The sequence below is a fragment of the Solibacillus sp. iso_87 genome, assembly GCF_056173085.1.
In genome coordinates, this window is record NZ_CM149656.1 from 1,914,694 (window position 1) to 1,937,163 (window position 22,470).

Consider the following 22,470-nt stretch of genomic DNA (forward strand, 5'->3'; position numbering starts at 1 on the left):
TCTAACATTGTTAGAAGCTGATTTGTCTTTCCTCAACTTGTCAAAGTAAGGAAGGTTAATATTAGTGAGAAGCGTCTTGTACAGAAATACCAGTTTGCGCTTTTACTTCAACTTCACGGTATTTCAGATCATTTCTTTCTTTAGAAATTAATGTACCGATAAATCCGCCTAAGAAACCAAGAGGTACAGAAATTAATGCAGGGTTCGTTAACATAATTAACGGTTCACCAACAAAGATTGCTTTACCTTCAACCGGATTCCATACGTTTGGAGAAACGGCAACTAAAATCAATGCAGAGATTAAACCTGTTAACATCGCTGTAACAGCACCTGATGTGTTGAAGCGTTTCCAATAAATTGTGTAGATGATTACCGGTAGGTTCGCTGATGCCGCGATACAGAATGCTAATGATACTAAGAATGCTACGTTTAATGTTTGAGCACCTAAAGCTAATAGAATCGAAACAACAGAGATGATGATTGAACCGATACGAGCTGCTTTAACCGCTTCTTGTTCAGTAACTTTACCTTTTTTAATAATCTGTCCGTAAATATCATGAGATAGGGCAGATGCACCAGAAAGTACTAAACCTGCTACTACCGCTAAGATTGTCGCGAATGCTACCGCACACACGAATGAGAACAGAATGTCGCCACCAAGTGCTTGTGCTAATAGTGGGGCAGCCATGTTACCAGCTGGGTTCGCTGCTACGATTGCGTCTTTACCAACGAATGCTGCTGCACCGAAACCTAAGAAAATTGTTAATACATAGAATAAACCAACAATCCAAGTAGCCCAGATTACTGAAGAACGTGCTGTTTGTGCGTCTTTTACTGTGAAGAAACGCATTAGGATATGTGGAAGACCCGCTGTACCAAGTACTAACGCAAGCAGCATTGAAATTGTATCAATACCATTTGTATAACGTAAACCTGGATTTAAGTAAGCTGCACCATGTTCAGTTTCAGTTGTCATTTGCGTAAACATTTGTGCAATCGAGAAGTCGAATTTTGCTAATACTAAGAATGAAATAATGACAGTACCTAACATTAAAAGACATGCTTTAATGATCTGTACCCAAGAAGTTGCTGTCATACCACCGAATAATACGTAAACCGTCATCATGACACCAACTAAAAGTACCGCCATCCAGTATTCAATACCTAACAGTAATTGAATAAGGGCACCTGCACCTACAAGCTGAGCGATCATGTAGAACAATACAATAGTAATTGTAGATAAAGCTGCTGTACCACGAACTTTTGCTTTATCGAAACGAGCTGTAATCATGTCGGCTAATGTGAATCGGCCGAGGTTACGTAATGGCTCTGCTACGATATATAAAACTACTAAATAGGCTACTAGGTAACCGATCGAGAAGAAGAAGCCATCGAATCCGAATAATGCAATCGAACCCGCGATACCTAAGAATGATGCTGCTGACAAGTAGTCACCTGCAATTGCAAGACCATTTTGCCAGCCCGTTAATCCGCCGCCAGCTGTGTAGAAATCCGACGCACTGGATGTACGCTTGGAAGCCCACCAAGTAATGACCAGTGTTAATCCTACGATTGCCACGAAGAAGAAGACGGCTGTAAAACTCATCCCATTCATAATTAGCGACCTCCTTCATATTCCGCAATAATCGCTTTCGCTTCTGCGTCATATTTATTAGCACGGGCTACATAGAAGTGAGCTAATCCCCAAGTCATGATGAACAAACCTGCTGAATAAATCCATACCCATGTAATATCACCAATCGCTTTTTGATGTAAGATTTCTGTAAACGAAGTTAAGATTGGTAATAACATATAAAGTACTAAAAAGATTGCGGTAATCGACCATAAAAATGAATTCTTTTTCCTCGCCAGTTGCCTGAAAGATTGCTGCGATGCAATTCTCTCATAATCAATAATTGGCTTTTGATTATTCCCCATAAACATTCCCCCAGTTTGTGATAATTATTACTGCTTAATGTACGTAAAATTCTGCTTTTAGGATTTTACATTTTCATTCTATTTTAGCTGTAACAAAATTGCAACACTTTTTAAATAAATTATGTGGAAAAATTTTTTGCAAAAATAAGTTTAATAGAGAAAAAATAATACATTAAGGGGAGAATATTAAATTGTTATATTTTGGATAATCGATAGAAAGGTAGTATTTACATGGGTTTGAAGGGTTCTAAACGTTAGAGAATTACAAAAAATCTGAAAACTAAGTATAAGAAAATGTTATTCAAATCTATAAGTAAAAGTAATATTCAAAAAATGATTTATTTTACAAAAAAATAAATTCAGTATATTCGAAAAGTTATATTCATGTAAAAAATGGTATAAAAAAGCAAAAAACTGCTCGAAAATAGAAAATATTTCCGAGACAGTTTTTATTTTTTTTAATCTATTGTTCTAATTTATTTTCTTATAATAATTAATGAGAAACATCTTGTACAGAAACACCTGTATGTGCTTTAACGCGGATCTCTTTATAAACACGTTCCGCCTCTGCTTGTTCCACTTTGTGTGCTGTTAATATCGAGCCTAGGTATCCCGCAAAGAAGCTTAAAGGAATTGTAATGATGGCAGGAACCGCTAAGTTTACGATTGGTTCACCAACGAAAATTGCATTTCCTGTAGGACTCCAAATGTTTGGACCAAGCGCACCTAATACTAGACAAGATACTAAGCCAGTTACCATTGCAGCAACCGCGCCGTTTGCATTGAATTTTTTCCAATAGATCGTATAGAGGATAACTGGTAAGTTTGCCGATGCCCCGATACAAAAAGCAAACGATACTAAGAAGGAAACATTTAAGCTTTGCGCAAATAATGCCAAAAGGATTGAAACAATTGCAATGGAAATAGAACCGATTCTTGCAGCCAATACTTGTTGCTTTTCCGTTAATTTCCCGTCTTTCAGAATCTCACCATAAATATCATGCGAAATCGCTGATGCACCTGTTAATACTAATCCGGATACAACCGCTAATATAGTAGCAAACGCAACGGCACAAATGAATGATAATAAAATATTGCCGCCTAAAAACTCTGCCAATAGTGGGGCAGCCGTGTTACCTGCAGCATTTTCTGCGATGATTTTATCAAATCCGACGAAATGCATTGCACCAAAACCTAAGAAAATCGTCAGCGAGAAGAAAATCGCCGTAATCCATGTTGTCCATGAAATCGATGCACGTGCCGTTTTCGCATCTTTTACTGTAAAGAATCGCATTAAAATATGTGGTAGACCTGATGTACCGAGCACTAACGCAAGCATCATCGAAACCGAATCGATCGTCGATGTGTACTTCATGCCAGGCACTAAATACTCATCCCCGTAATTTGTGCTGACCGTATCAAACATTTTCACTAAATTGAAATCAAACTTCGAGAATACTAAAAATGCCAATAATGTCGTACCGAATAATAATAGACCCGCTTTAATAATCTGTACCCAGCTTGTTGCCGTCATTCCACCGAACAGTACATACGTCGTCATCATGACACCGACAATTAAAACAGCCATCCAATACTCGATACCGAATAAAAGTTTAATTAACGCACCGGCACCAACTAATTGGGCGATCATATACAAAATTACGATAATAATAGTACCTGTAGCCGCCACACCGCGAATCCGTTTTTCATTAAAACGAGCTGTCAGCATATCCGCCAATGTATAGCGTCCTAAATTACGCATCGGTTCTGCTATTATATATAGAAGAACTAAGTTTGCTACAACATATCCGACAGAGAAGAAGAAGCCGTCAAAGCCTGTTAATGCAATCGCTCCGGAAACGCCTAAAAACGCGGCTGCAGATAAGTAGTCACCAGCAATGGCAAATCCGTTTTGCCAACCTTTTAAACCACCGCCAGCTGTATAGAAATCACTTGCTGAAGAAGTTCTTCTAGCAGCGATATATGTAACGATCAGTGTTAAACCTACGATACCAATAAAGAAACCTGCTGAAACGAGATTCATCGTTATGCACCTGCCTTTTCATATTCTTGTAAAACAGCGGCAGCTGCTTTATCGAATTTAGATGCCATTTTTACGTAGAGTGTACATAAAATAATTGTCATAATGAAAAGGGCAAGTGAGTATACCCATACCCAAGTAATACTGCCGACAGCCTTCTGTTGTAACACAGGTGTGAATGCCAGCACCGGTAGTAAGATGTAAAATGTCAAAAACGTTATAGTCATTCCGAATAAAAATGTGTTTTTCTTCTTTACAAACTGATTGAATGTTTCCATGCGATCGATTTTATCATAGTTAATGCCATCACATTTCGCTGAGATTTTGTCCCCTAATTGACTCAACGGAATTCCCCCCTTATGAAAAATTATTCTGTTTTAAACGGCATATTACTATTTGAATCCGTTAATAGTAATCATTGTAAGAGGGGATAGAATATAATGCAATAACATTTTTCCAGAAAAGTTGGAATGTTTAAAATCTGAATGAAGTAGAATTATCAAGTTTTAAGGAGATAAAATTGAAGGGGCTGAATTTGAAATTTACAAAGGATTATTATTTGCGAAAAGGAAAGTAATGAAATACATATTTTAGCTAGAAATTAAATCACATAAAGCACAATATTATATTTCGATACTTAAAATATTTGTAATTCAAGTTAATATCGAGTCCTTCAGCACATTGTACTATAACACAAAAGGGATAGTAAAAATCTGATATACTTACAATGTGAAAATTTTTATTTTATTGTAGGAAATTTATTTATATAAAAGAAAATTAGTTATTTACAAAAAATGAAAGTGAAATAATAATATTTTGACTATGTATAAGAAAAAACCCGAGATATTATAAATAACCAATCAAAAAAGTATTAAAATGGAGGGATACGATGTTGAATTTGAATACGAAGCGGTTAACATTTGAACGTTATACGGAAAAGGATCTTCCTTATGTGATAGACCTTGTTTCGGACTCTTTCATGATGAAATTTATTGGCAATGGACAAATAAAGGATAAACAATATGCGATTCATTTAATCGAGCGGATGATTGAACAGTATCAAAACTTTGGGGATTATGGGTTACATAAACTGATTCATCGTCAAACGGGAGATTTTATCGGGCATGCGGGGCTTGTTGCACAAGTCATTGACGGTACATTTGAAATAGAACTCGGCTACTGGATTAAACGTGCTTATTGGGGACAAGGCTATGGGTTTGAAGCAGCACAGGCCCTTGCGAAATATGCAGATGAAGAAATGTGGTTGCACCGGTATATTTCAGCGATTCAAGTAGGAAATGAAGGATCTAAAAGAATTGCATTGAAAAACGGGATGCATTTGGAAAAAATCATTGAAATGGACGAGAAAATGGTTGAAATATATGTTAAGCTCAATTCATTTGAAGAAGATGAAACGGAATCGTTATAAGAGGAGTATCGACATATTGTGAAAACGTATTTTGAAAGCTATGAACAGTACAAAAGGCAAGGAAATTCAATTAAAACAACGACCATTACAGCAAAACAGTTGCTGCCGGCGCTTATTGCCCATATGGAGCGCATGGACAGACAGTTTACGCTTCATATTAACGGCCAGCTTCCAATACCGATTGATTCTTTAATTAAGGAAGCTTTTGATCAGTGCCATCTTGAACAGCCATTTTATACCCAGCATTGTGAAAAGCGGACCTACAAATATCGCCAATTAACGAAAAATCGGATTAAAGTGGAGTTTACGATGCGTTACCGTATGGCGCGGCAGGAAGAAAAATGGATCGTTGATGAAATACAAGCCATTTTAAAGAAGCGGATTCTTCCAGACATGACGGCGTTGCAAAAGGTTTTCATTGTTCATGACTATATTGCAAGAACGTATAGCTATGAACGTCATACAGAAGGTTCGCCGTTTGCTGTGTATACGTTTATGAATGAAAAACACGGTGTTTGTATGGCGTACGCACTTCTTTTTGAAAAGATGATGGAAGCACTTTGGATTCCTTGTTATTACGTAATCGGAAAAGCGGCGGGTGAGGGAACAGAGGGGCATGCATGGAATATGGTGCAGATTGATGATCATTGGTATCATGTGGACGTGACTTGGGATGATATCGGTTCGATTCGTGGAAAAGAAGTTCGCTATCGTTATTTTTTAGTTGCGGATGAGAAAATGCGTCTTGATCATGAATGGATTGAAAATCATTATCCAATCTGTACGAGTAAGAAATTTGAAGTAATTCATCGTTTATATGATGGCTGTCACGTTAATACTAATTTATATTATGCTCATCCTCGAAATGGTCATTTGTATGAAATGAACTTTGCTGATTATCCTTTTCAGGCAAAACAGAAACTTGCTGTTAAAATTCAATGTTGTTTCTATATAAATGGATTTTTATATTTCAGGAATGATTCTCATAATGGTTATTTGTATCGGTTGGAGCTAGATGCTGAGGAACTAACACAGCTAAGCGCGGAACAAGTGATACGAATCTATGAAACTGATAAGACATTAGAAGTCTTGTATGCAGATCAAACGACTGAAAGCATTCAGAAATTGATTTCTGTGGATGCAGTAAGTGAAGATTCACTATCAGTTGAAACTACTGAAAACCGCTTGGAAGTCCCGTTAAATACATTTGGGGACAGCTGGGTAGCGACAGTAGATCAGCAAGATGATTGTCAGCCAATTGTGTTTAAAAGCGCGGATGGAATCGAATTGAATGTAGATGATCATTATAAACAAATAACGGTAGATTTATATATTAATAGAGGTTTACATATTCAACTGACGAGTAACCGAAAAAACGTGGAATTTAAACATCCGGCACAATTGAAAATGCCAATCACGTTAATACCAGGCTTGGAGCAGCAATTAAATAAACAAAACGCGTTGGAGTATTTTGTTGGTGATGAGTTTATTTATATACAGTTATATAAAAGTGTAACAATCCAACTGAAAAAGTAAGCAAATGGCCATAATTTAACCGGACCCGTTATATTATGGCCATTCCAGTAAAAAACGCATTTTGTCTCACTATTATAAGTATACTTTTGAAACGAGACTTAACTTCCTATAATATTTATTATGACCGTGTCCCTAATTTATATTTCTATAAATAAATCAATATAGACTTCCCTTGATGTAAAAAGACAGGAATCTTTAACTTTTTGGGACAGGAATCTCCAACTTTTAAAATCCCCTTATTTTTATAGACAGGAATCTTTAACTTTTTTTCATTCCATGATATTTTTCTTAAATTCAATATTAAGCCCTGTTGAATTTTATTTGCAGCCAAAAATGTATAAAATCTGCATATTTAGTTGCTACTGTTCATTAAAAATAAAATCATTCATTTTATACATAGAACTTATTAATAATTTATTAATTTAAATTAAAAGGATTGAGTCCGGTACAATACCGAATTCAATCCTCCATAGTTTTAAAGCGGGTTCACATATGTTTATTTAAATTCCATATTTACTATGAAAGCTATTTTAAAACCTATTTACTTCATCCTCATTCAAATAAGCATTAAGTGTTTTAGGGATATCTTTGTTAGATTGAATAATAATGTTAAAAGGTACAACCTCACTCTCATAATTATTGCCAGTCCGCCAGTCTCTAATAGACAACAACAAAATTTCAAAAAAATCTTCCATTTCGCTTAATTCTTTTGATAACAATAACTCAAAATTCTTAATAAATATTACAAAAAAATTACTTTCCAACCATTCTAAATCATTAATACATTCATCAAAAGAATCCCAATTTTCCGAAAAGTAACTCGGGAAATTTAATTTTAGTTTAAACTGTTTTAACAATTCCTCTTTTGTCAAACAAACTTCTCCATTGAATATCGTATGAAATAATTGAGGTTCTTTCACAGAATCCACTTGATTGTATACATAATTAAACTTCTCGATATCTCTAGTAAAATGTATATATGGACCTTCTAGACGTTTTATATTTATATTGTATTGTTCCATTTTAATCACCGTCACCTTCTATTAATTTTTACAAATGATTTATAATGATTTTTTGTGTAATATGCCTTTCCATTTTTACCAATAACAAGTCGTTGTGCCCCTCTATTTACCCCCTTTTGATAAGGATTCACATCATATTCTCTATAACTTGTATTGTTTGGAAGTCTGTTCTCTTTATTTTTAAAAACGCGACCACCTTTATAACCATTTGGTGCTTTCCCACCTTGCTTATTGACTACCTTTAGTACTTTATATGCTTTTTTAGGAGCTTTATATTTTTTTATTGGTTTAAAATTCTTTAATGCCTTAACATTTTTCACCTTATTATAAGCTTTATAGCCTTTATAAAGTCTATAACCTCCAACTGCAAGAGGAATAAATTGTGCAAAATGTCCATCTGGGTCTGTCATCATTACAGGATTACTATCCGCATACGTATAGCCGTTCATCGTAATTGGATCATCTTCATCACCTGCGTCTGGGTCACGCGAAAGGAAACGTCCTGTTTGTGGATCATAGTAACGAGCTTGTAAATAGTATAGCTTCGTTTCACTATCATACACGTAGCCTGCGTAGCGAATTGGTTGCCCTTTAATACGACTATCGGTTGGTTCAGTTGAAAGTTGATTGCCCCATGGATCGTAATCGTACGATGCAACTGTCGCACCATTTGCATCTAAAATACGCACAACATCTCCGCGGTAATTAGTCACATATTCAAACGTTTCCCCCGCTGCATTTGTTAAGCTTACAACTTTGCCATTATTCCATGTGATAGACCAAATTGTATTTTGCCCCCAGTTAAACTTTCCTGTCCTTTTACAATCATTATGAATCTAAATTAAGCTAAATACGGTTATTGCAGAAAACAAAAAGAGTAATACAGACCAACTGTTTACTCTTTTTTAAAAGAAGTTTATTTGCATTACAATAAGCTCTATTCCTTGCTATATATCATTTAAAAGCAACAACATGTCCTTTTCTACTTGTAATAATACTCGTGGTGATACCAATAGAAAGTATTGTTATAACGGAGAGGTAAAACGTCTCTGAAGATAATAATAAACCACCAATAATTATAATGATTGAATCAATAAGCAAAATATAAATCCCTACATTTATCCCCGTCTTCTCACATAAAAACTGGGCGATAAAATCCGTCCCTCCCGTACTTGTCTGAATATTCAACATCAAACCATTTCCAATTCCAACAAGCATGCCACCTAGTAATGAACTGTATATAGCTTCTAATTCAATTAGTTTATTTAATGGTGATAGAAAATCGATAAAAAAGGCGTATAGAATCAGACCATGTAAGCTGTTATAGAAATAGTTTCTATAAAAAAACCAAGCAAAAATAAAAATGGGAATACTAACTATTATAACTATTAATCCTGTATTAAAACCCCATAAGTAATTTGCTATTAATCCTATTCCTAATGTTCCTCCATCTAATATTTCATGGGGTACTATAAACAGATTTATACCTAGCGATATAAAAATGCTTCCGATAATTAGCGCCAAACCTTTTTTAAAAAAGTACAGGGAACCACCTCTTATTTCTACTTTTCAGAACACCTATTAGTACAATTCAAGGAATGGAAATACTTAAAAATATATGTTCATTACTCAGTTTAAAGAAGAACCCCCAAAAATTTTTATACTAAGAATCGAGTCAGTACATTCCTGCTCCCACAAAAATCACTGGATCTATACCACTTACTACAATGGACACCAACTTCTATACTTGAATTCACGTATCCAACACAATCGGTTACATCGTCCTTCTTCTCTCCATTAAAACATTGTCTTTCCAATCGCCGTCTAGTAGTGCAATTTTTTCTCGAATACCCACGATACGAAAGCCATTTTTTTCATGAAGCTTTAGACTAGCGATGTTTTCTTTAAAGATTTTGGATTCCAGTGTCCAAAATCTTTCATTTTCAGATGCTAAAATCATATTTTTTAGCAACAAATTTCCAATTCCCTTTCCTTTCGCATCAGGGGCAATATAAATGCTTACTTCTCCTACCCCTTTGTACACCTCACGTTTTGAAACAGGTGTTAATTTACACCAACCTAAAATTTGATTTTCTTCCAAAGCAACAAATGAACACGTTGGAATTGCTTCACCAAACCATTCATTATAAGATTCTGGTGCCCTCGATTCGAATGTTGCCATTTTAGTATCGATCCCTGCTTCATAAATTCGTTTTACATCTAGCCAATCTTCACTTGTAACAAATCGTATTTTAATAGTCATTTATCAACCTCCAAGTGACTGAATATTAAAATAATAAAACAGATAGTTGCATTTTACAAGTATTTTTGTTTTACTTTAAATTAGAGGTGATTGAATGGAAAACAAACGCGAAATTTTTCACATACTAACACGAAGATTTGGATTATTAAACAAAAATTGCTGCTCTGTTGGATCGTTTGAAATATCCACTATTCAAAGTCAAATTCTTTACGAAATTGATAAACAGCATACACCTTCCATGCAACAAATTGCTGAAACACTTGCAATGGATATTACGACATTCAGCCGACAAATTCAAACACTAGTAAAAATGGAATTAGTAAAAAAAACACCTTCTCTTCAAGATAAACGTGTATCAATTTTAACGTTAACAACTCAAGGGAAATTTGTCGCAACCACGATAGATGAGTCAATGAATGCCTACTTAGAAGAAGTCTTCTCTCATATGAACGACTTTGAAAAAGAAACTGTTCTCCGTTCAATTCAGCTTCTAAACGAAGCAATGTCTAAATCGACGGTTTGCTGTACCCCAATTTACTAAGCAAGAACATCTTGCTTTTTTATTTATTTGATAGTTGCAAACTACAAGTGATTTAGGAGGATGTTAAAAATGAACATACCGTTAACTATTAAAAATCAAAATTCAGGCTGTTGTGCACCTGTACCAGCATCAGGTACACCAAAAGAGTCACTCCCTAAAGAGTCACCTTTTAAATTAAATAAAACGTATCCTGTTGCTATTCTTGGTGCAGGTCCTGTTGGTTTAGCTGCTGCTGCCCATCTATCTTTAGCTGGTAAAGGGTTTATCCTTCTTGAAAAGGGCTCAGAAGTTGCTGAAAATATTAAATCTTGGCAGCACGTTCGTCTATTCTCACCATGGCAATACAACGTAGATAAAGCTGCTAAACAATTGCTACTTAAATCGGGTTGGACTATGCCAGAAGAATCCGTCCTACCCACTGGCCAAGAAATTCGTGAGGCATATTTACAACCATTAGCAAATCTACCTGAAATCAAACCTTATATTTCCTTTAATACAACCGTTGTAGGGATTAGTAAAAAGAATCACGATAAGTTGAAATCTGCAAGTCGAGATGCTCCACCATTTGTAATTTACACAGAACAAAATGGAGAAACTCAGCGTATGCTTGCAAGTGCTGTCATCGATGCAACGGGCACGTGGAACACACCGAATTCTGTTCATGCAGATAATGTTTGGACATCAGCTGAACGAAAGCTTGCTGACAAGATCTTTTACGGTATTCCAAATATCGAAACATTAAAAGAACGCTATACAGGCAAACGTATCGCAGTTATCGGAGGTGGGCACTCAGCCATTAATACGATTTTAGAATTGGAAAAGCTTGAAGATGTTGAAATTACATGGGTTTTACGTAAAAAGCGAGTAGAAGATGCTTATGGCGGTGAAGAAAAAGATGCTCTTGCTGCTCGAGGTGAATTAGGAAGTCGTATTCATACATTGGTTGATGAAGGAAAAGTAAAAGTCTTTACCCCATTTTATATCGAAGAAATTGCACAAACGTCAGCTGGTATAATCATTAAAGGCGAAGGCGTGACTGGCGAACAACAACTTCCTACAGTTGATGAAGTCATTGCGAATACAGGAAGCCGTCCAGACTTCTCGTTCTTAAAAGAAATCCGATTATCGATTGATGCGTTTGTTGAAAGTGTCGAAGCATTAGCACCCCTGATTGATCCGAACGAGCATAGCTGCGGTACGGTTCGTCCGCATGGTGAACTAGAATTACGTCATCCTGAAACAGGCTTTTATATTGTCGGTATGAAAAGCTACGGACGTGCGCCAACCTTCTTAATGGCGACCGGCTATGAGCAAGTTCGTTCAGTTGTCGCTTACTTAACAGGTAATCCCGAAGGAGCTCGTAAAATAGAGCTAGACCTTCCTGAGACGGGTGTATGTAGTTTAGATTTAAATAGTAATAGCACTTCTAATTGCTGTTAAAAAAGAGATCCCCTTGAAGACATTTCAAGGGGATCTCTTTATACTCGGAATACTATTTTTTTAACTCTTCGTTTACGAATTGCTCAATACGTGCACCGATTGCATCACGGACTTGCTGGAACACTGCCCATTTCTCTTCCTCTGTCCCTGTAGCTTTTGCCGGGTCTTCGAATCCCCAATGCTCACGTCGCACACCTGGAGGAGTCATTGGACACTTATCGGCTGCATCCCCACAAAGTGTTACGACTAATGTTGCTTTGTTTAAAATTTCTGGGTTAATTAAATCTGACGTATGGTGAGAAATATCAATTCCAACTTCATTCATTGCCTTGATTGCATTTGGATTGACACCATGTGTTTCAATACCAGCTGAATATACTTCCCAATCTTCCGGTAATAACTTTTGTGCCCATCCATCTGCCATTTGTGAACGGCATGAATTCCCTGTACATAAGAAATATAGTGTGTTTTTTGTCATTTGAAAAACTCCCTTATTAAAAGATTAGTAATGTAATATATAGTCCAATTAAAGTAAAGATAAGAATAGGCACCGTTAACACAATCCCGGTTTTAAAGTACGTACCCCAAGAAATTTTTACGCCTTTTTGAGATAGTACATATAACCACACCAGTGTTGCCAGTGACCCGATTGGTGTAATTTTTGGTCCTAAGTCTGACCCGATAACGTTAGCATAAATTAATGCTTCACGTAACGTACCATCCGTCGTTGTTTCAGCGATGGCTAATGCATTGACCATCACCGTTGGCATATTGTTCATGACCGAAGAAAGGAATGCCGCTATAAAGCCCATGCCGACCGTCGCCATAAATAATCCTTGCTCGGCTGTCCATTCAATTACGCTAGCTAAAGCAGGCGTTAATCCTGCATTGCCTAGTCCGTAAACAACAACGTACATCCCAATTGAGAAGAATACGATATTCCAAGGTGCACCTTTCACAACGGCTTTTGTATCAACGACAGCACTTTGTCGTGCCATGACTAAGAAGAATATTGCAATAATGCCTGCTATAAACGATACCGGTACACCAATAAATTCACTTGAGAAATAGCCAATAACTAAAATTGCTAAGACAAACCAAGACAACTTGAACATTTTCATATCTTTAATCGCTAGACGTGGTTCCTTTAACATCGATTCATTGTATTCACGTGGAATCGACTTATTGAAGTAAATCAAAAGCACAACAATTGTTGCCACAAGTGCGAAAAGGTTTGGAATGACCATACGAGAAGCATATTCCACAAACCCAATGTCAAAGAAATCTGCAGAAACGATGTTGACTAAGTTACTCACAACAAACGGTAAACTCGTCGTGTCCGCAATAAAGCCACTTGCCATAATAAACGGGAAAATCATCTTTTCGCTAAACTGTAAATTACGCACCATCGCTAACACTATTGGCGTTAAAATTAGTGCCGCACCGTCGTTCGCAAATAATGCAGCCACAACCGCTCCAAGCAAACTGACATACACAAACATTTTCACACCATTGCCTTTTGCAGCACGTGCCATATGGAGTGCAGCCCACTCGAACAAACCAATCTCATCTAATACAAGTGAAATTAAAATAATCGCAATAAACGATAATGTTGCATTCCACGTAATATCAATTACTGCTCCGACATCGTTCAAGTCAACAACACCAACAAGTAATGCGATGATCGCTCCAGCCATTGCCGACCAGCCAATATTCAATCCATTTGGCTGCCAGATGACAAAAATCAGTGTGATGATAAAAATGAGTGCCGCAATAAAAAACATATTCAATTTTTAGCCCTCCACACATTCAGAGTTAATTTTACATCCACAGGTCGTATCTTCATTAATTGAAGCAAGAATATTTTGCATTAACGAAGTTTGATTTTCTTGAATACGATAATGCTTCCATGTTCCCACCTTGCGTTCTGTAATAATGCCTGCTTCCTTTAGTTTGCGTAGATGCTGACTCACTGCAGGTTGTGAAATGTTAAGGACATCCGTAAAATCACAGACGCATACTTCCCCTTTTTTCAGACAAGCTAAAATGCGTAAACGATTGGCGTCCGCAACAGCCTTCAACTGCTTTTCCATTAAATCGAGCTCCATTTGTACCCCTCCATTACTATATAATAATATGCTTATATTAAGTTTAAAAATAAATCACTATATAATGATATGCTTATATTATGTTATGGACATTATTTTTGCAACCATAATATTTAATTTAATGGTTTAATTTGAAAGAATGTTTGAGCAATTATACTTCTTCAATTCTTATATTGTATAAATAAGAAGAACCCATTTTGAAAAAAATTTATCAAAACAGATTCTTCATTAGCAGTTTGTGTAATACACCTTGGTTTGTTTCTATGTAAAATACGTCCTGTTTTTGTTGCACCTTGATTACTTCATTTTGGAACTGAAGTGGTAGATCGAATACAGACGCATATTGCTTTAAATAACGAACTATTTCTTGCTTTGTAGGGAAACCGTGAGCCTCTCCTTCAAATGATAATCCTGGTAAGGCATTATACATTCTTGGTGTGAACAAAACTAAAGAATCATATCGGTTGATCCAACTTTCGCCGACTTCTTTTGCTTTATCTAAAATTAAAAAGTTCTGCTTGTGTTGTTTTAAATAGTAATTGACAGCAAGACCTGCTTGTCCAGCTCCTATAATTATCGTTTCATACAAAACTTATCACTCCAATTTTTAAAATTTGTTACGAATAAATCCTGAACAAACACCCCAATTTAGTAGAATGACTCCCTTCCGTATTCGATTTCCCCTTAAAAAGATTGGTTTTTGAAAGAAAATTGACACACATATTAGAAACGGCTAATATGATAGTAACATAACGTATTCGTTTTTACTAATATGTAGGAGGTATTTTATGCAAATAATGGATGTAGACATGAAGGTTAAGTTAATTCATGGGTTTTCAAATAAAACAAGAATTCAAATTCTTGAATGTATAAAAGAACAAGAAAAAACAGTTTCCCAAATTATAGAAGAAATTAATGGGAATCAGTCGAACATTTCACAACATCTAACTTGTTTAAAAGGTTGTGGAATCATCGTCGGTCGAAATGAAGGAAAATACGTTTACTACAGCTTACGAAATCAACAGATAAGAGATTTATTAACCATGTTTGATGTTGTTCTTGAAGATGTAGAAAATGATATGGCATGTTGTGATCGTCATATAGATTAGGAGGAAATTACATTGGTTAAAGAATGCTGTAGCTCAAATAATAGTTCAAAAACAGTCGAAACTAGTTGTTGCATTTCAACTGTTAAAACGGATTCAAATCAAACAAAGGTAAGTTGTTGTTCAAGTGTCAAGGATTCAGAAAATTCGTCTATCCCGGTTTCAAATCAAGAACAATTGAGTTGTTGTAGTACTAACAGTTCAAATGAATCAGAAGATGAAGAAGAAGCAAGTTGTTGTAGTGAAACACCGACTGAACCAGATAAAACATTAGAACAAACGAGTTGTTGTAGTCATTCATCAAAGGAAGCAAGTTCAAGCACTCTTGAACAACAGTCATACGGGTCCGATTTAGCTTCTTCATTACCTTTAGAAAAAATGTCATATCGAGTTCATGGAATGGATTGTGGTGCATGTGCTGTAACGATTGAAAAGGGCCTGAGCAAACTTAAAGATATTGCAGAAGTGAAGGTTAATTTCAGCACTGGGAAAATGCAGGTTGCTGCTACTAGTGCTGATGCTTTACTTCCAATTGAAACAGAAATCAAAAAACTAGGCTTTTCCGCAGAATCTTTAAACCAAAAAGAAAAAATGAAAACATTTAATATTGTTGGAATGGATTGTAGTAGTTGTGCAAAAAGCATCGAAAATCACATAAGTTCCCTTCCATCGGTTAAAAGTGTGAATGTCAATTTCTCTACAGGGAAAATGAAAATTGAACATTCGAATAGTGTACAAGAGATTATCTCAGAGGTTTCTAAAATTGGTTATCAAGCATCAATATTAGGAAATGAACAACAACATTCCTCAGAAAACAAAGGAAAAAAAATTAACGACAATATTTTTGTGATTTTGTCTGGTGTATTGTTGGCATTCGGATTTATTGGATCATTTACAGGAATGCCTCCATTAATTTCTACCACTCTTTATGCTATTGCAATGGTGATTAGTGGAGCTAAGCCAGTTAGAAGTGCTTTCTATGCAATTAAAAGTCGTTCTTTGGATATGAATGTACTCATGTCTGCTGCGGCTATTGGGGCTGCTTTGATCGGCGAATGGTTTGAAGGGGCAACCGTTGTTTGGTTATTTGCTATTGGGAACTACCTTCAAAATCGTTCAATCGAACGTACTCGAAATTCAATTCGTAATTTGATGGACTTAGCTCCTGTTGAAGCATGGGTTAAAGTTGGAAGCGAAATCTCAAAAGTATCGGTTGAAGAAATTAGCGTCGGTGACATTATCGTTGTGAAACCAGGTGAAAAAATCCCACTCGATGGTGAAATCGTCATTGGAGAATCTAGTATAAATCAAGCACCGATTACAGGCGAATCGATTCCTGTTGATAAAACGATTGGTGATGCTGTCTATGCAGGAACAATCAACGAACACGGCTCCCTTGATATTAAGGTAACGAAGCTAGTTGAAGATACAACGATTTCAAAAATTATTCAATTAGTCGAAGAGGCACAAGAGAAAAAGGCACCAACAGAAGCCTTTGTCGATAAATTTGCAAGTATCTATACACCGATCGTATTTATTGTGGCATTAGTCATGATAGTTGTCCCACCCCTACTCGGCTTTGGCACTTGGAGTGAATGGTTCTATAAAGGTTTGGAACTACTTGTTGTCGCTTGTCCTTGTGCTTTAGTTATTTCGACTCCAGTAGCCATCGTTTCAGCTATTGGAAATGCGGCGAAAAATGGTGTTCTTATTAAAGGAGGCACTTTCCTTGAAAAAGCAGGTGCAATCACTGCTGTTGCATTCGACAAAACTGGTACGTTGACTGAAGGGAAACCGAAAGTAACTGAAATAAAAACCTTTGACAATTCTGAAGAGGAATTACTTTCAATTGCACTCACTCTTGAAGAATATTCAACACACCCTATTGCAAAAGCTATCGTGAATCATGCGAATGACAAAGGAATCAAATCTAAAAATGGTGATTCCTTTAAGAGTATTGTAGGGAAAGGTGTTCAAGCGACGATTCATGAGGAAATATATTACGCAGGAAATTTAAAATTATTCGAAGATCTCCATGTATCCTTAGAAAATGTGTTTGCATATGTGCAAGATATCCAAAGTAAAGGTAAATCTGTTGTCATCATCGGATCACAACAAGTAATCATCGGAATTATTGCAGTTTCGGATACAATCCGTGAGACATCCGCCTCTGCCTTAAACGCTTTAAAACAAAGTGGCGTTAAGCAAACAGTCATGTTGACAGGAGATAATGAAGGAACAGCGAAAATGATTGCATCCGAATCAAATGTAAACCGATATTTTGCAGAATTATTACCTGAAGACAAAGTAGAGGCGGTTAAGCAATTACAAAATGAAGGTCATAAAGTAGCAATGGTTGGTGACGGTATAAATGATGCTCCTGCACTCGCAACAGCCGATTTAGGTATTGCAATGGGTGGTGCTGGAACGGATACAGCTATGGAGACGGCCGATATTGTTTTAATGGCTGATAACCTTGAAAAACTACCACATACAATGAAGTTAAGTAAAAAAGCGATAAGGATTATTAAACAAAATATTTGGTTCTCTATCATTATTAAAGTCGCTGCTTTAGCCTTAATCTTCCCTGGATACCTTACACTTTGGATGGCTGTATTAAGCGATACAGGCGCTGCTTTAATTGTAATTTTAAATTCTATTAGATTACTGAAATTTAAGGGTTAGAACAGAAAAGAGATGCTTCTAAATGAAGCATCTCTTTTAAATAAAAATTGTTTTTTATACCTAAACTAAGAATTTATTTAATCTGATTAATCTTAGACTATCAATTATTTATTACTTTTTCAAATTTCTTTATAACAGGATAAATAAACTCTCTATAACAGTTCATAAAGTCTTCCCAAGGTGATAAGGAGCAGTACCCCTTATCACCTTTTTTACATTGTCTAGATATATTCATTATTAACTCCTTCCATTCCTATTTACAATTAAAGTATACTAGTAAAACGATAAAATGGTAATATAAGTATTTACATCTTGTGAAATCCGCGCTTTGCTTTTTTTAGTTTCCTCGATAACTCGCCCATTCACTTAATTATCCCACCCACCGTTTTTAATAACCCAAAACAAAACTGAAAATACGAATTTGTATAAAGAGAATTGCTCCAGGGTAAACTTTTTAAAGAAAAATCTGGAGGTGCGTTTACCGTGTTAGAGAAAAAATTAGCTCTTCATGAAACAATGGAATTTCATGAAGTTATAAACTTTATGACAACTAGTTTACTCAAATCAAAGTTAAGTCAAGGTGTCGTCTTTGATGATGATTTAAGAGCTTTATTAGACAAAAATGTAAAATTATCTACCCCAGCACTTGCCGCAATGGTTAAGCTCTACTCTAAATCGGAACTGGTATATTAGGAGGTCAATTTTATGGAAGATTATTTAGATCCTATCAATTCAATTGGAATGCCTGAACTAACGGATTCTGGAGTTGCGCTTGAGTTTTTGCTTACAACAAAGACCGGAATTCGAAATCTTTCAATCGCCTTAACCGAAACAGCTTCCCCAGCACTCCAAAAAATCATGAGAACACAACTGAATGTGATGATTGATCTATATTTTGAGATTTCTGAGCTTATGATGAAAAAAGAATGGCTTAAGCCTTATCATCTGGAAGGTCAAAAAGAGTTGGATATTAAATCTGCTGAAAATGCGATAAGTATTGCACAGTTGGATTTATTTCCTAAGAGCATGAACCGCAAAGGAATGTTCCCTACCCCACCAAAAAAGTAAACGGAAAAGAGGGATTTTTTAATGAAAGCTGTTACTTTTCAAGGTATAAAAAATGTTGAGGTCAAGGAAGTAAAAGACCCTAAAATCAAAAAAGCCGATGATATTATAGTCCGTCTAACAACAACAGCTATTTGCGGATCTGATTTGCATTTGATGCATGGAATGATACCAAATATCGGTCAAGATTATGTCGTTGGCCATGAACCAATGGGCATTGTAGAAGAAGTCGGCAAGGATGTAACGAAGGTAAAAAAAGGTGACCGGGTTGTCATTCCCTTTAATGTCGCATGTGGTCAATGCTGGTATTGTAATCACGAGCTGGAAAGTCAATGCGATAATGCGAATGACAATGGTGAAATGGGTGCCTACTTCGGTTATTCAGACACAACAGGAGGTTTTCCTGGAGGCCAGGCAGAGTATATGCGTGTTCCCTATGGCAATTTCCTCCCTTTTAAAATTCCGGAGAAATCTGAAGTTCCTGATGAAAGTCTCGTTCTCCTTGCTGATGCTGCCTCTACTGCTTTTTGGAGTGTAGAAAATGCCGGTGTGAAAAAAGGAGATACGGTTGTTATTCTTGGCTGCGGACCTGTTGGGCTATTGGCGCAAAAGTTCACTTGGTTAAAAGGTGCAGAAAGAGTAATCGCAGTTGACTATGTAGGATATCGTCTCAAACACGCTAAAAAGACAAATAAAGTTGAAATCGTTAATTTTGAAGACCATGAAAATTGCGGTGAATATTTAAAAGAGATGACAAAAGGCGGCGCGGACGTAGTTATTGATTGTGTCGGGATGAGCGGAAAAATGACGCCATTAGAGTTTCTGGCAAGTGGTATAAAACTGCAAAGTGGCGCTATGGGAGCGATAGTCACAGCAAGTCAAGCAGTACGCAAAGGAGGAACGATTCAAATTACCGGTGTTTATGGTGGTCGATACAACGCTTTCCCACTCGGTGACATCTTCCAACGCAATGTAGCAATACGTACTGGACAAGCCCCCGTTGTACATCTCATGCCTCATGTCTACAACTTAATCGCTGATGGTAAAGTGAATGCAGGTGATATTATTACACATGTTCTCCCGCTTGAAAAAGCAAAATATGGCTATGAAATATTCGATACAAAACAAGAAGATTGTATAAAAGTTGTGTTAAAACCTTAAATATAGTTTGGGTACTTTTGTAACTCTTTGCGAAAGTGCCTTTATTATTATAATAGTTACCTTCACTCCATCTCCTTATTACATGAATAAGCCTCAGCAGCTCTCCCTATTGGAGTTTGACTGGAAAGCGAATGCATTAGAAAAAGCAAAATCATACGCTGAAACAATGGCGATGTCTGACTCTGCCATTTACGATCAATTGACTTCCGAATACGGAGGGAAATTTACGGCTGAAGAAGCTCAGTACGCGATTGATAACTTAGAATAAATTGAAAGCCTTCCATCGATTCAGTGGAAGGGTTTTTTCGTTAAAATTCATCGATTTCCTTAATGACCGTTTTTAATAGATCAATTGAACGGACAGGATCCTGCTTATACTGCAGGCTGTGATCCGCTCCTTCGAGTAGTCTTGTGACCAGTTTTGGATTATTGGGGAATTGGCGATATCTTTCCGCATTATAATGGGTGTCATCATCCCCAATAAAACATAAACTTTCGTTACGACTGTGTAACATCGATTCAAATGAAACTCCTTTAAATGATTATTTATTACTCGGTTCAGTTGCATTTTGATCGACATCAACGGTCCATGAAACAATCGTTGTACTGTCACGTACGCCCTTTGCTTCAATCTCCTTTAATAGCTGCCATATAGAATCGTGTGGAGACTGGGAATGGTCAAATACCTTCATGATATCCTTCGGGTTATCAAATGTAGTATGGGGACATTCCGTTAGTCCGTCCGTTGTCATAAAAAGCTGATTCATTCCTTTTCTTAACTCTCTGCGACCCGTACTGTAACACGGTACATCCAATTCAAATGTATTAACATTCCCGATCCACTCGTAGAAATTTCTTTGATTTAACTGATATTGCTGCATTTCAGCCAGTTCAGGATGAAATAAATGAAGAATACAGTCCCCGACTGAAAACCACCAAATATATTTGTCTTTCCTTAACACGATCAGACATGCCGTTTCCCCTTGTACTTCACAGCAACGGGCTAAAAAGAACGGATCTTGAAAAATATGTAGGATATGATGATCTAATTCCAGAAAAGCTTCGGAAAGTGGCTTGTTAAAAATTGAAGTCAGGTTATGTTCTTCTTTCGATATAGTCTCTACGACAAGTTCGGCACTTTCTGCACTGTTATGAGCGTCCAAAATCATGACAAATTCCCAGTTCTGTTCTTCGTTCACCCAGACGATACACCCATCTTCGTTTTTGTATTGCCCTGCTGATGAATTGCCGCCAAATCGTCCAATCGTAAGGTTCTTGTATTGCTGAATATGCGGTAAATCAACAAAATGCTTTTCGCTCCCTACCCAACTGAATTTGAACATTTCTACTAACCTCCTTATTCTCTTTATGGATTTCCATATTATAGCACCTATAAAATAAAATTTGTAAAATATGGAATAACTTTATGCGAAAGAGGTAGGAAATGAAGAAAATTTCTTTATTCGCAACTTTATATAACAAAAAAGCAATCGGTTCCCCAATTGCTTTCATCATTTTTCTTATTAAACTTCTACACGGTAACGCCAATTTGCGTGTTTAACATCCTCATAATTGATATACGCAACACTTGCTTCAATGACGTCGTTTAAGTTCAGGCTATGATCCTTTGCAAATTCCTTCAGGCTATCCAGTAATTCTTTATCGCATGTCGTCCGGAATTCGATGCGATCTTTAGGTCGGTTTTTTTTGTCGTAAACGATTGTACCGGATTCGATTAAATTACTATAACCATTTTCCAATAAATAACCGATATGTGTGTCATATTTTACGGCAAGCTGCTTTAAACTGTTAATAATTGCCGCGCTCATTCGCGTTTTGTACCGGACTCTTGATTCATCCGTTGTTTGAATCAGTTTCCCATTATGTATCTTCCACATTGTCATTCTCCTATCAGCAATTCATTACGTATATTATAGCCATTATTGCACAAAAGAAAACACTCCTTATGGCATAAGGAGTGAAAGGCGTAAAGTTGCGGTCGATATTGCCTATTAAGTTGTAATGTTTCGTACGTTAGTTTAACATCTTATAAAACGTTTGAGCCGAAATTTTCAATGGTATATCTCAATTCGTGTTTCGCTCGCCTAACTTTAGTTGGCATCTTTCGAAAATCT

Annotated in this window: 23 protein-coding genes and 2 pseudogenes; 10 read left to right on the top strand and 15 right to left on the bottom strand. The window is 36.4% G+C overall.

Features of this window, described 5'->3' with window-relative positions; translation table 11 throughout:
- Positions 1–61: 61 nt before the first annotated feature.
- The 4 genes from AC0VXV_RS09545 to AC0VXV_RS09560 form a co-directional block, all read right to left on the bottom strand.
- Positions 62–1,606: a solute symporter family protein gene (locus tag AC0VXV_RS09545; protein WP_475531435.1), complete on the bottom strand. Its 1,545-nt coding sequence runs from the start codon at positions 1,604–1,606 to the stop codon at positions 62–64.
- A gap of 11 nt (positions 1,607–1,617) precedes the next feature.
- Positions 1,618–1,938, bottom strand: a complete 321-nt coding sequence (locus tag AC0VXV_RS09550) for a DUF485 domain-containing protein (RefSeq protein WP_475531330.1) — start codon at positions 1,936–1,938, stop codon at positions 1,618–1,620.
- A gap of 493 nt (positions 1,939–2,431) precedes the next feature.
- Positions 2,432–3,982, bottom strand: coding sequence for a solute symporter family protein (locus AC0VXV_RS09555; RefSeq protein ID WP_475531331.1), 1,551 nt, complete (start codon positions 3,980–3,982; stop codon positions 2,432–2,434).
- A gap of 2 nt (positions 3,983–3,984) precedes the next feature.
- On the bottom strand, positions 3,985–4,323 hold the full coding sequence (locus AC0VXV_RS09560) for a DUF485 domain-containing protein (protein ID WP_475531332.1): 339 nt from the start codon (positions 4,321–4,323) through the stop codon (positions 3,985–3,987).
- A 545-nt stretch (positions 4,324–4,868) separates the two neighbouring features.
- Between AC0VXV_RS09560 and AC0VXV_RS09565 the strand changes: the two genes are divergently transcribed.
- The gene (locus AC0VXV_RS09565; RefSeq protein ID WP_475531333.1) at positions 4,869–5,408 is read left to right on the top strand and encodes a GNAT family N-acetyltransferase; all 540 of its coding nucleotides are present in this window, start codon (positions 4,869–4,871) and stop codon (positions 5,406–5,408) included.
- Positions 5,409–5,426: 18 nt separating this feature from the next.
- A complete protein-coding gene (locus AC0VXV_RS09570) occupies positions 5,427–6,944 on the top strand; it encodes a transglutaminase domain-containing protein (RefSeq protein WP_475531334.1) in 1,518 nt (505 codons plus the stop codon).
- Positions 6,945–7,474: 530 nt separating this feature from the next.
- Here the strand turns inward: AC0VXV_RS09570 and AC0VXV_RS09575 are convergent.
- The 4 genes from AC0VXV_RS09575 to AC0VXV_RS09590 all read right to left on the bottom strand — a co-directional run bounded on the left by AC0VXV_RS09575 (position 7,475) and on the right by AC0VXV_RS09590 (position 10,229).
- On the bottom strand, positions 7,475–7,966 hold the full coding sequence (locus tag AC0VXV_RS09575) for a barstar family protein (protein ID WP_475531436.1): 492 nt from the start codon (positions 7,964–7,966) through the stop codon (positions 7,475–7,477).
- Positions 7,967–7,977: 11 nt separating this feature from the next.
- Complete coding sequence (locus AC0VXV_RS09580) at positions 7,978–8,802, bottom strand: RHS repeat-associated core domain-containing protein (RefSeq protein ID WP_475531437.1); 825 nt, start codon at positions 8,800–8,802, stop codon at positions 7,978–7,980.
- Between the two features lie 118 nt (positions 8,803–8,920).
- The gene (locus AC0VXV_RS09585; protein ID WP_475531438.1) at positions 8,921–9,511 is read right to left on the bottom strand and encodes a YitT family protein; all 591 of its coding nucleotides are present in this window, start codon (positions 9,509–9,511) and stop codon (positions 8,921–8,923) included.
- Between the two features lie 229 nt (positions 9,512–9,740).
- Positions 9,741–10,229 (bottom strand): N-acetyltransferase family protein, encoded by a 489-nt coding sequence (locus AC0VXV_RS09590; protein WP_475531335.1) that lies wholly within the window; start codon positions 10,227–10,229, stop codon positions 9,741–9,743.
- A 94-nt stretch (positions 10,230–10,323) separates the two neighbouring features.
- Here AC0VXV_RS09590 and AC0VXV_RS09595 point away from each other — a divergent pair, with 94 nt between their 5' ends.
- Complete coding sequence (locus AC0VXV_RS09595; RefSeq protein WP_475531336.1) at positions 10,324–10,770, top strand: MarR family winged helix-turn-helix transcriptional regulator; 447 nt, start codon at positions 10,324–10,326, stop codon at positions 10,768–10,770.
- A gap of 69 nt (positions 10,771–10,839) precedes the next feature.
- Entirely contained in the window at positions 10,840–12,210 is a 1,371-nt protein-coding gene (locus AC0VXV_RS09600; RefSeq protein ID WP_475531337.1) for an NAD(P)-binding domain-containing protein, read from the top strand.
- A 52-nt stretch (positions 12,211–12,262) separates the two neighbouring features.
- Here AC0VXV_RS09600 and arsC read toward each other — a convergent pair whose 3' ends face one another.
- The 4 genes and pseudogenes from arsC to AC0VXV_RS09620 form a co-directional block, all read right to left on the bottom strand.
- A complete protein-coding gene (gene arsC, locus AC0VXV_RS09605) occupies positions 12,263–12,688 on the bottom strand; it encodes an arsenate reductase (thioredoxin) (protein WP_475531338.1) in 426 nt (141 codons plus the stop codon).
- Positions 12,689–12,704: 16 nt separating this feature from the next.
- The gene (locus AC0VXV_RS09610; protein ID WP_475531439.1) at positions 12,705–13,994 is read right to left on the bottom strand and encodes an arsenic transporter; all 1,290 of its coding nucleotides are present in this window, start codon (positions 13,992–13,994) and stop codon (positions 12,705–12,707) included.
- Positions 13,995–14,003: 9 nt separating this feature from the next.
- Entirely contained in the window at positions 14,004–14,318 is a 315-nt protein-coding gene (locus AC0VXV_RS09615; protein ID WP_475531339.1) for an ArsR/SmtB family transcription factor, read from the bottom strand.
- Positions 14,319–14,568: 250 nt separating this feature from the next.
- Positions 14,569–14,907 (bottom strand): annotated as a pseudogene (locus AC0VXV_RS09620) (NAD(P)-binding domain-containing protein); the annotation flags it as partial.
- A 199-nt stretch (positions 14,908–15,106) separates the two neighbouring features.
- Between AC0VXV_RS09620 and AC0VXV_RS09625 the strand changes: the two are divergent.
- The 6 genes and pseudogenes from AC0VXV_RS09625 to AC0VXV_RS09650 all read left to right on the top strand — a co-directional run.
- The gene (locus AC0VXV_RS09625; protein WP_475531340.1) at positions 15,107–15,427 is read left to right on the top strand and encodes an ArsR/SmtB family transcription factor; all 321 of its coding nucleotides are present in this window, start codon (positions 15,107–15,109) and stop codon (positions 15,425–15,427) included.
- A gap of 150 nt (positions 15,428–15,577) precedes the next feature.
- Positions 15,578–18,109, top strand: coding sequence for a heavy metal translocating P-type ATPase (locus AC0VXV_RS09630; protein WP_475531440.1), 2,532 nt, complete (start codon positions 15,578–15,580; stop codon positions 18,107–18,109).
- Between the two features lie 483 nt (positions 18,110–18,592).
- Positions 18,593–18,802 (top strand): spore coat protein, encoded by a 210-nt coding sequence (locus AC0VXV_RS09635; RefSeq protein WP_079526732.1) that lies wholly within the window; start codon positions 18,593–18,595, stop codon positions 18,800–18,802.
- A 12-nt stretch (positions 18,803–18,814) separates the two neighbouring features.
- Positions 18,815–19,177 (top strand): spore coat protein, encoded by a 363-nt coding sequence (locus AC0VXV_RS09640; RefSeq protein ID WP_079526734.1) that lies wholly within the window; start codon positions 18,815–18,817, stop codon positions 19,175–19,177.
- Positions 19,178–19,198: 21 nt separating this feature from the next.
- Entirely contained in the window at positions 19,199–20,335 is a 1,137-nt protein-coding gene (locus tag AC0VXV_RS09645) for a zinc-dependent alcohol dehydrogenase (protein WP_475531341.1), read from the top strand.
- Positions 20,336–20,444: 109 nt separating this feature from the next.
- Positions 20,445–20,603: pseudogene (locus AC0VXV_RS09650) on the top strand (Ltp family lipoprotein); the annotation flags it as partial.
- 40 nt (positions 20,604–20,643) lie between these two features.
- Here the strand turns inward: AC0VXV_RS09650 and AC0VXV_RS09655 are convergent.
- The 3 genes from AC0VXV_RS09655 to AC0VXV_RS09665 form a co-directional block, all read right to left on the bottom strand.
- Positions 20,644–20,850 carry a hypothetical protein gene (locus AC0VXV_RS09655; protein WP_475531342.1) on the bottom strand — a complete coding sequence of 69 codons (207 nt, stop codon included), beginning with the start codon at positions 20,848–20,850 and terminating at the stop codon, positions 20,644–20,646.
- Positions 20,851–20,877: 27 nt separating this feature from the next.
- Positions 20,878–21,678, bottom strand: coding sequence for a PP2C family serine/threonine-protein phosphatase (locus tag AC0VXV_RS09660; RefSeq protein WP_475531343.1), 801 nt, complete (start codon positions 21,676–21,678; stop codon positions 20,878–20,880).
- A 180-nt stretch (positions 21,679–21,858) separates the two neighbouring features.
- Positions 21,859–22,233, bottom strand: a complete 375-nt coding sequence (locus AC0VXV_RS09665) for an rRNA methyltransferase (RefSeq protein WP_475531344.1) — start codon at positions 22,231–22,233, stop codon at positions 21,859–21,861.
- Positions 22,234–22,470 lie beyond the last annotated feature (237 nt).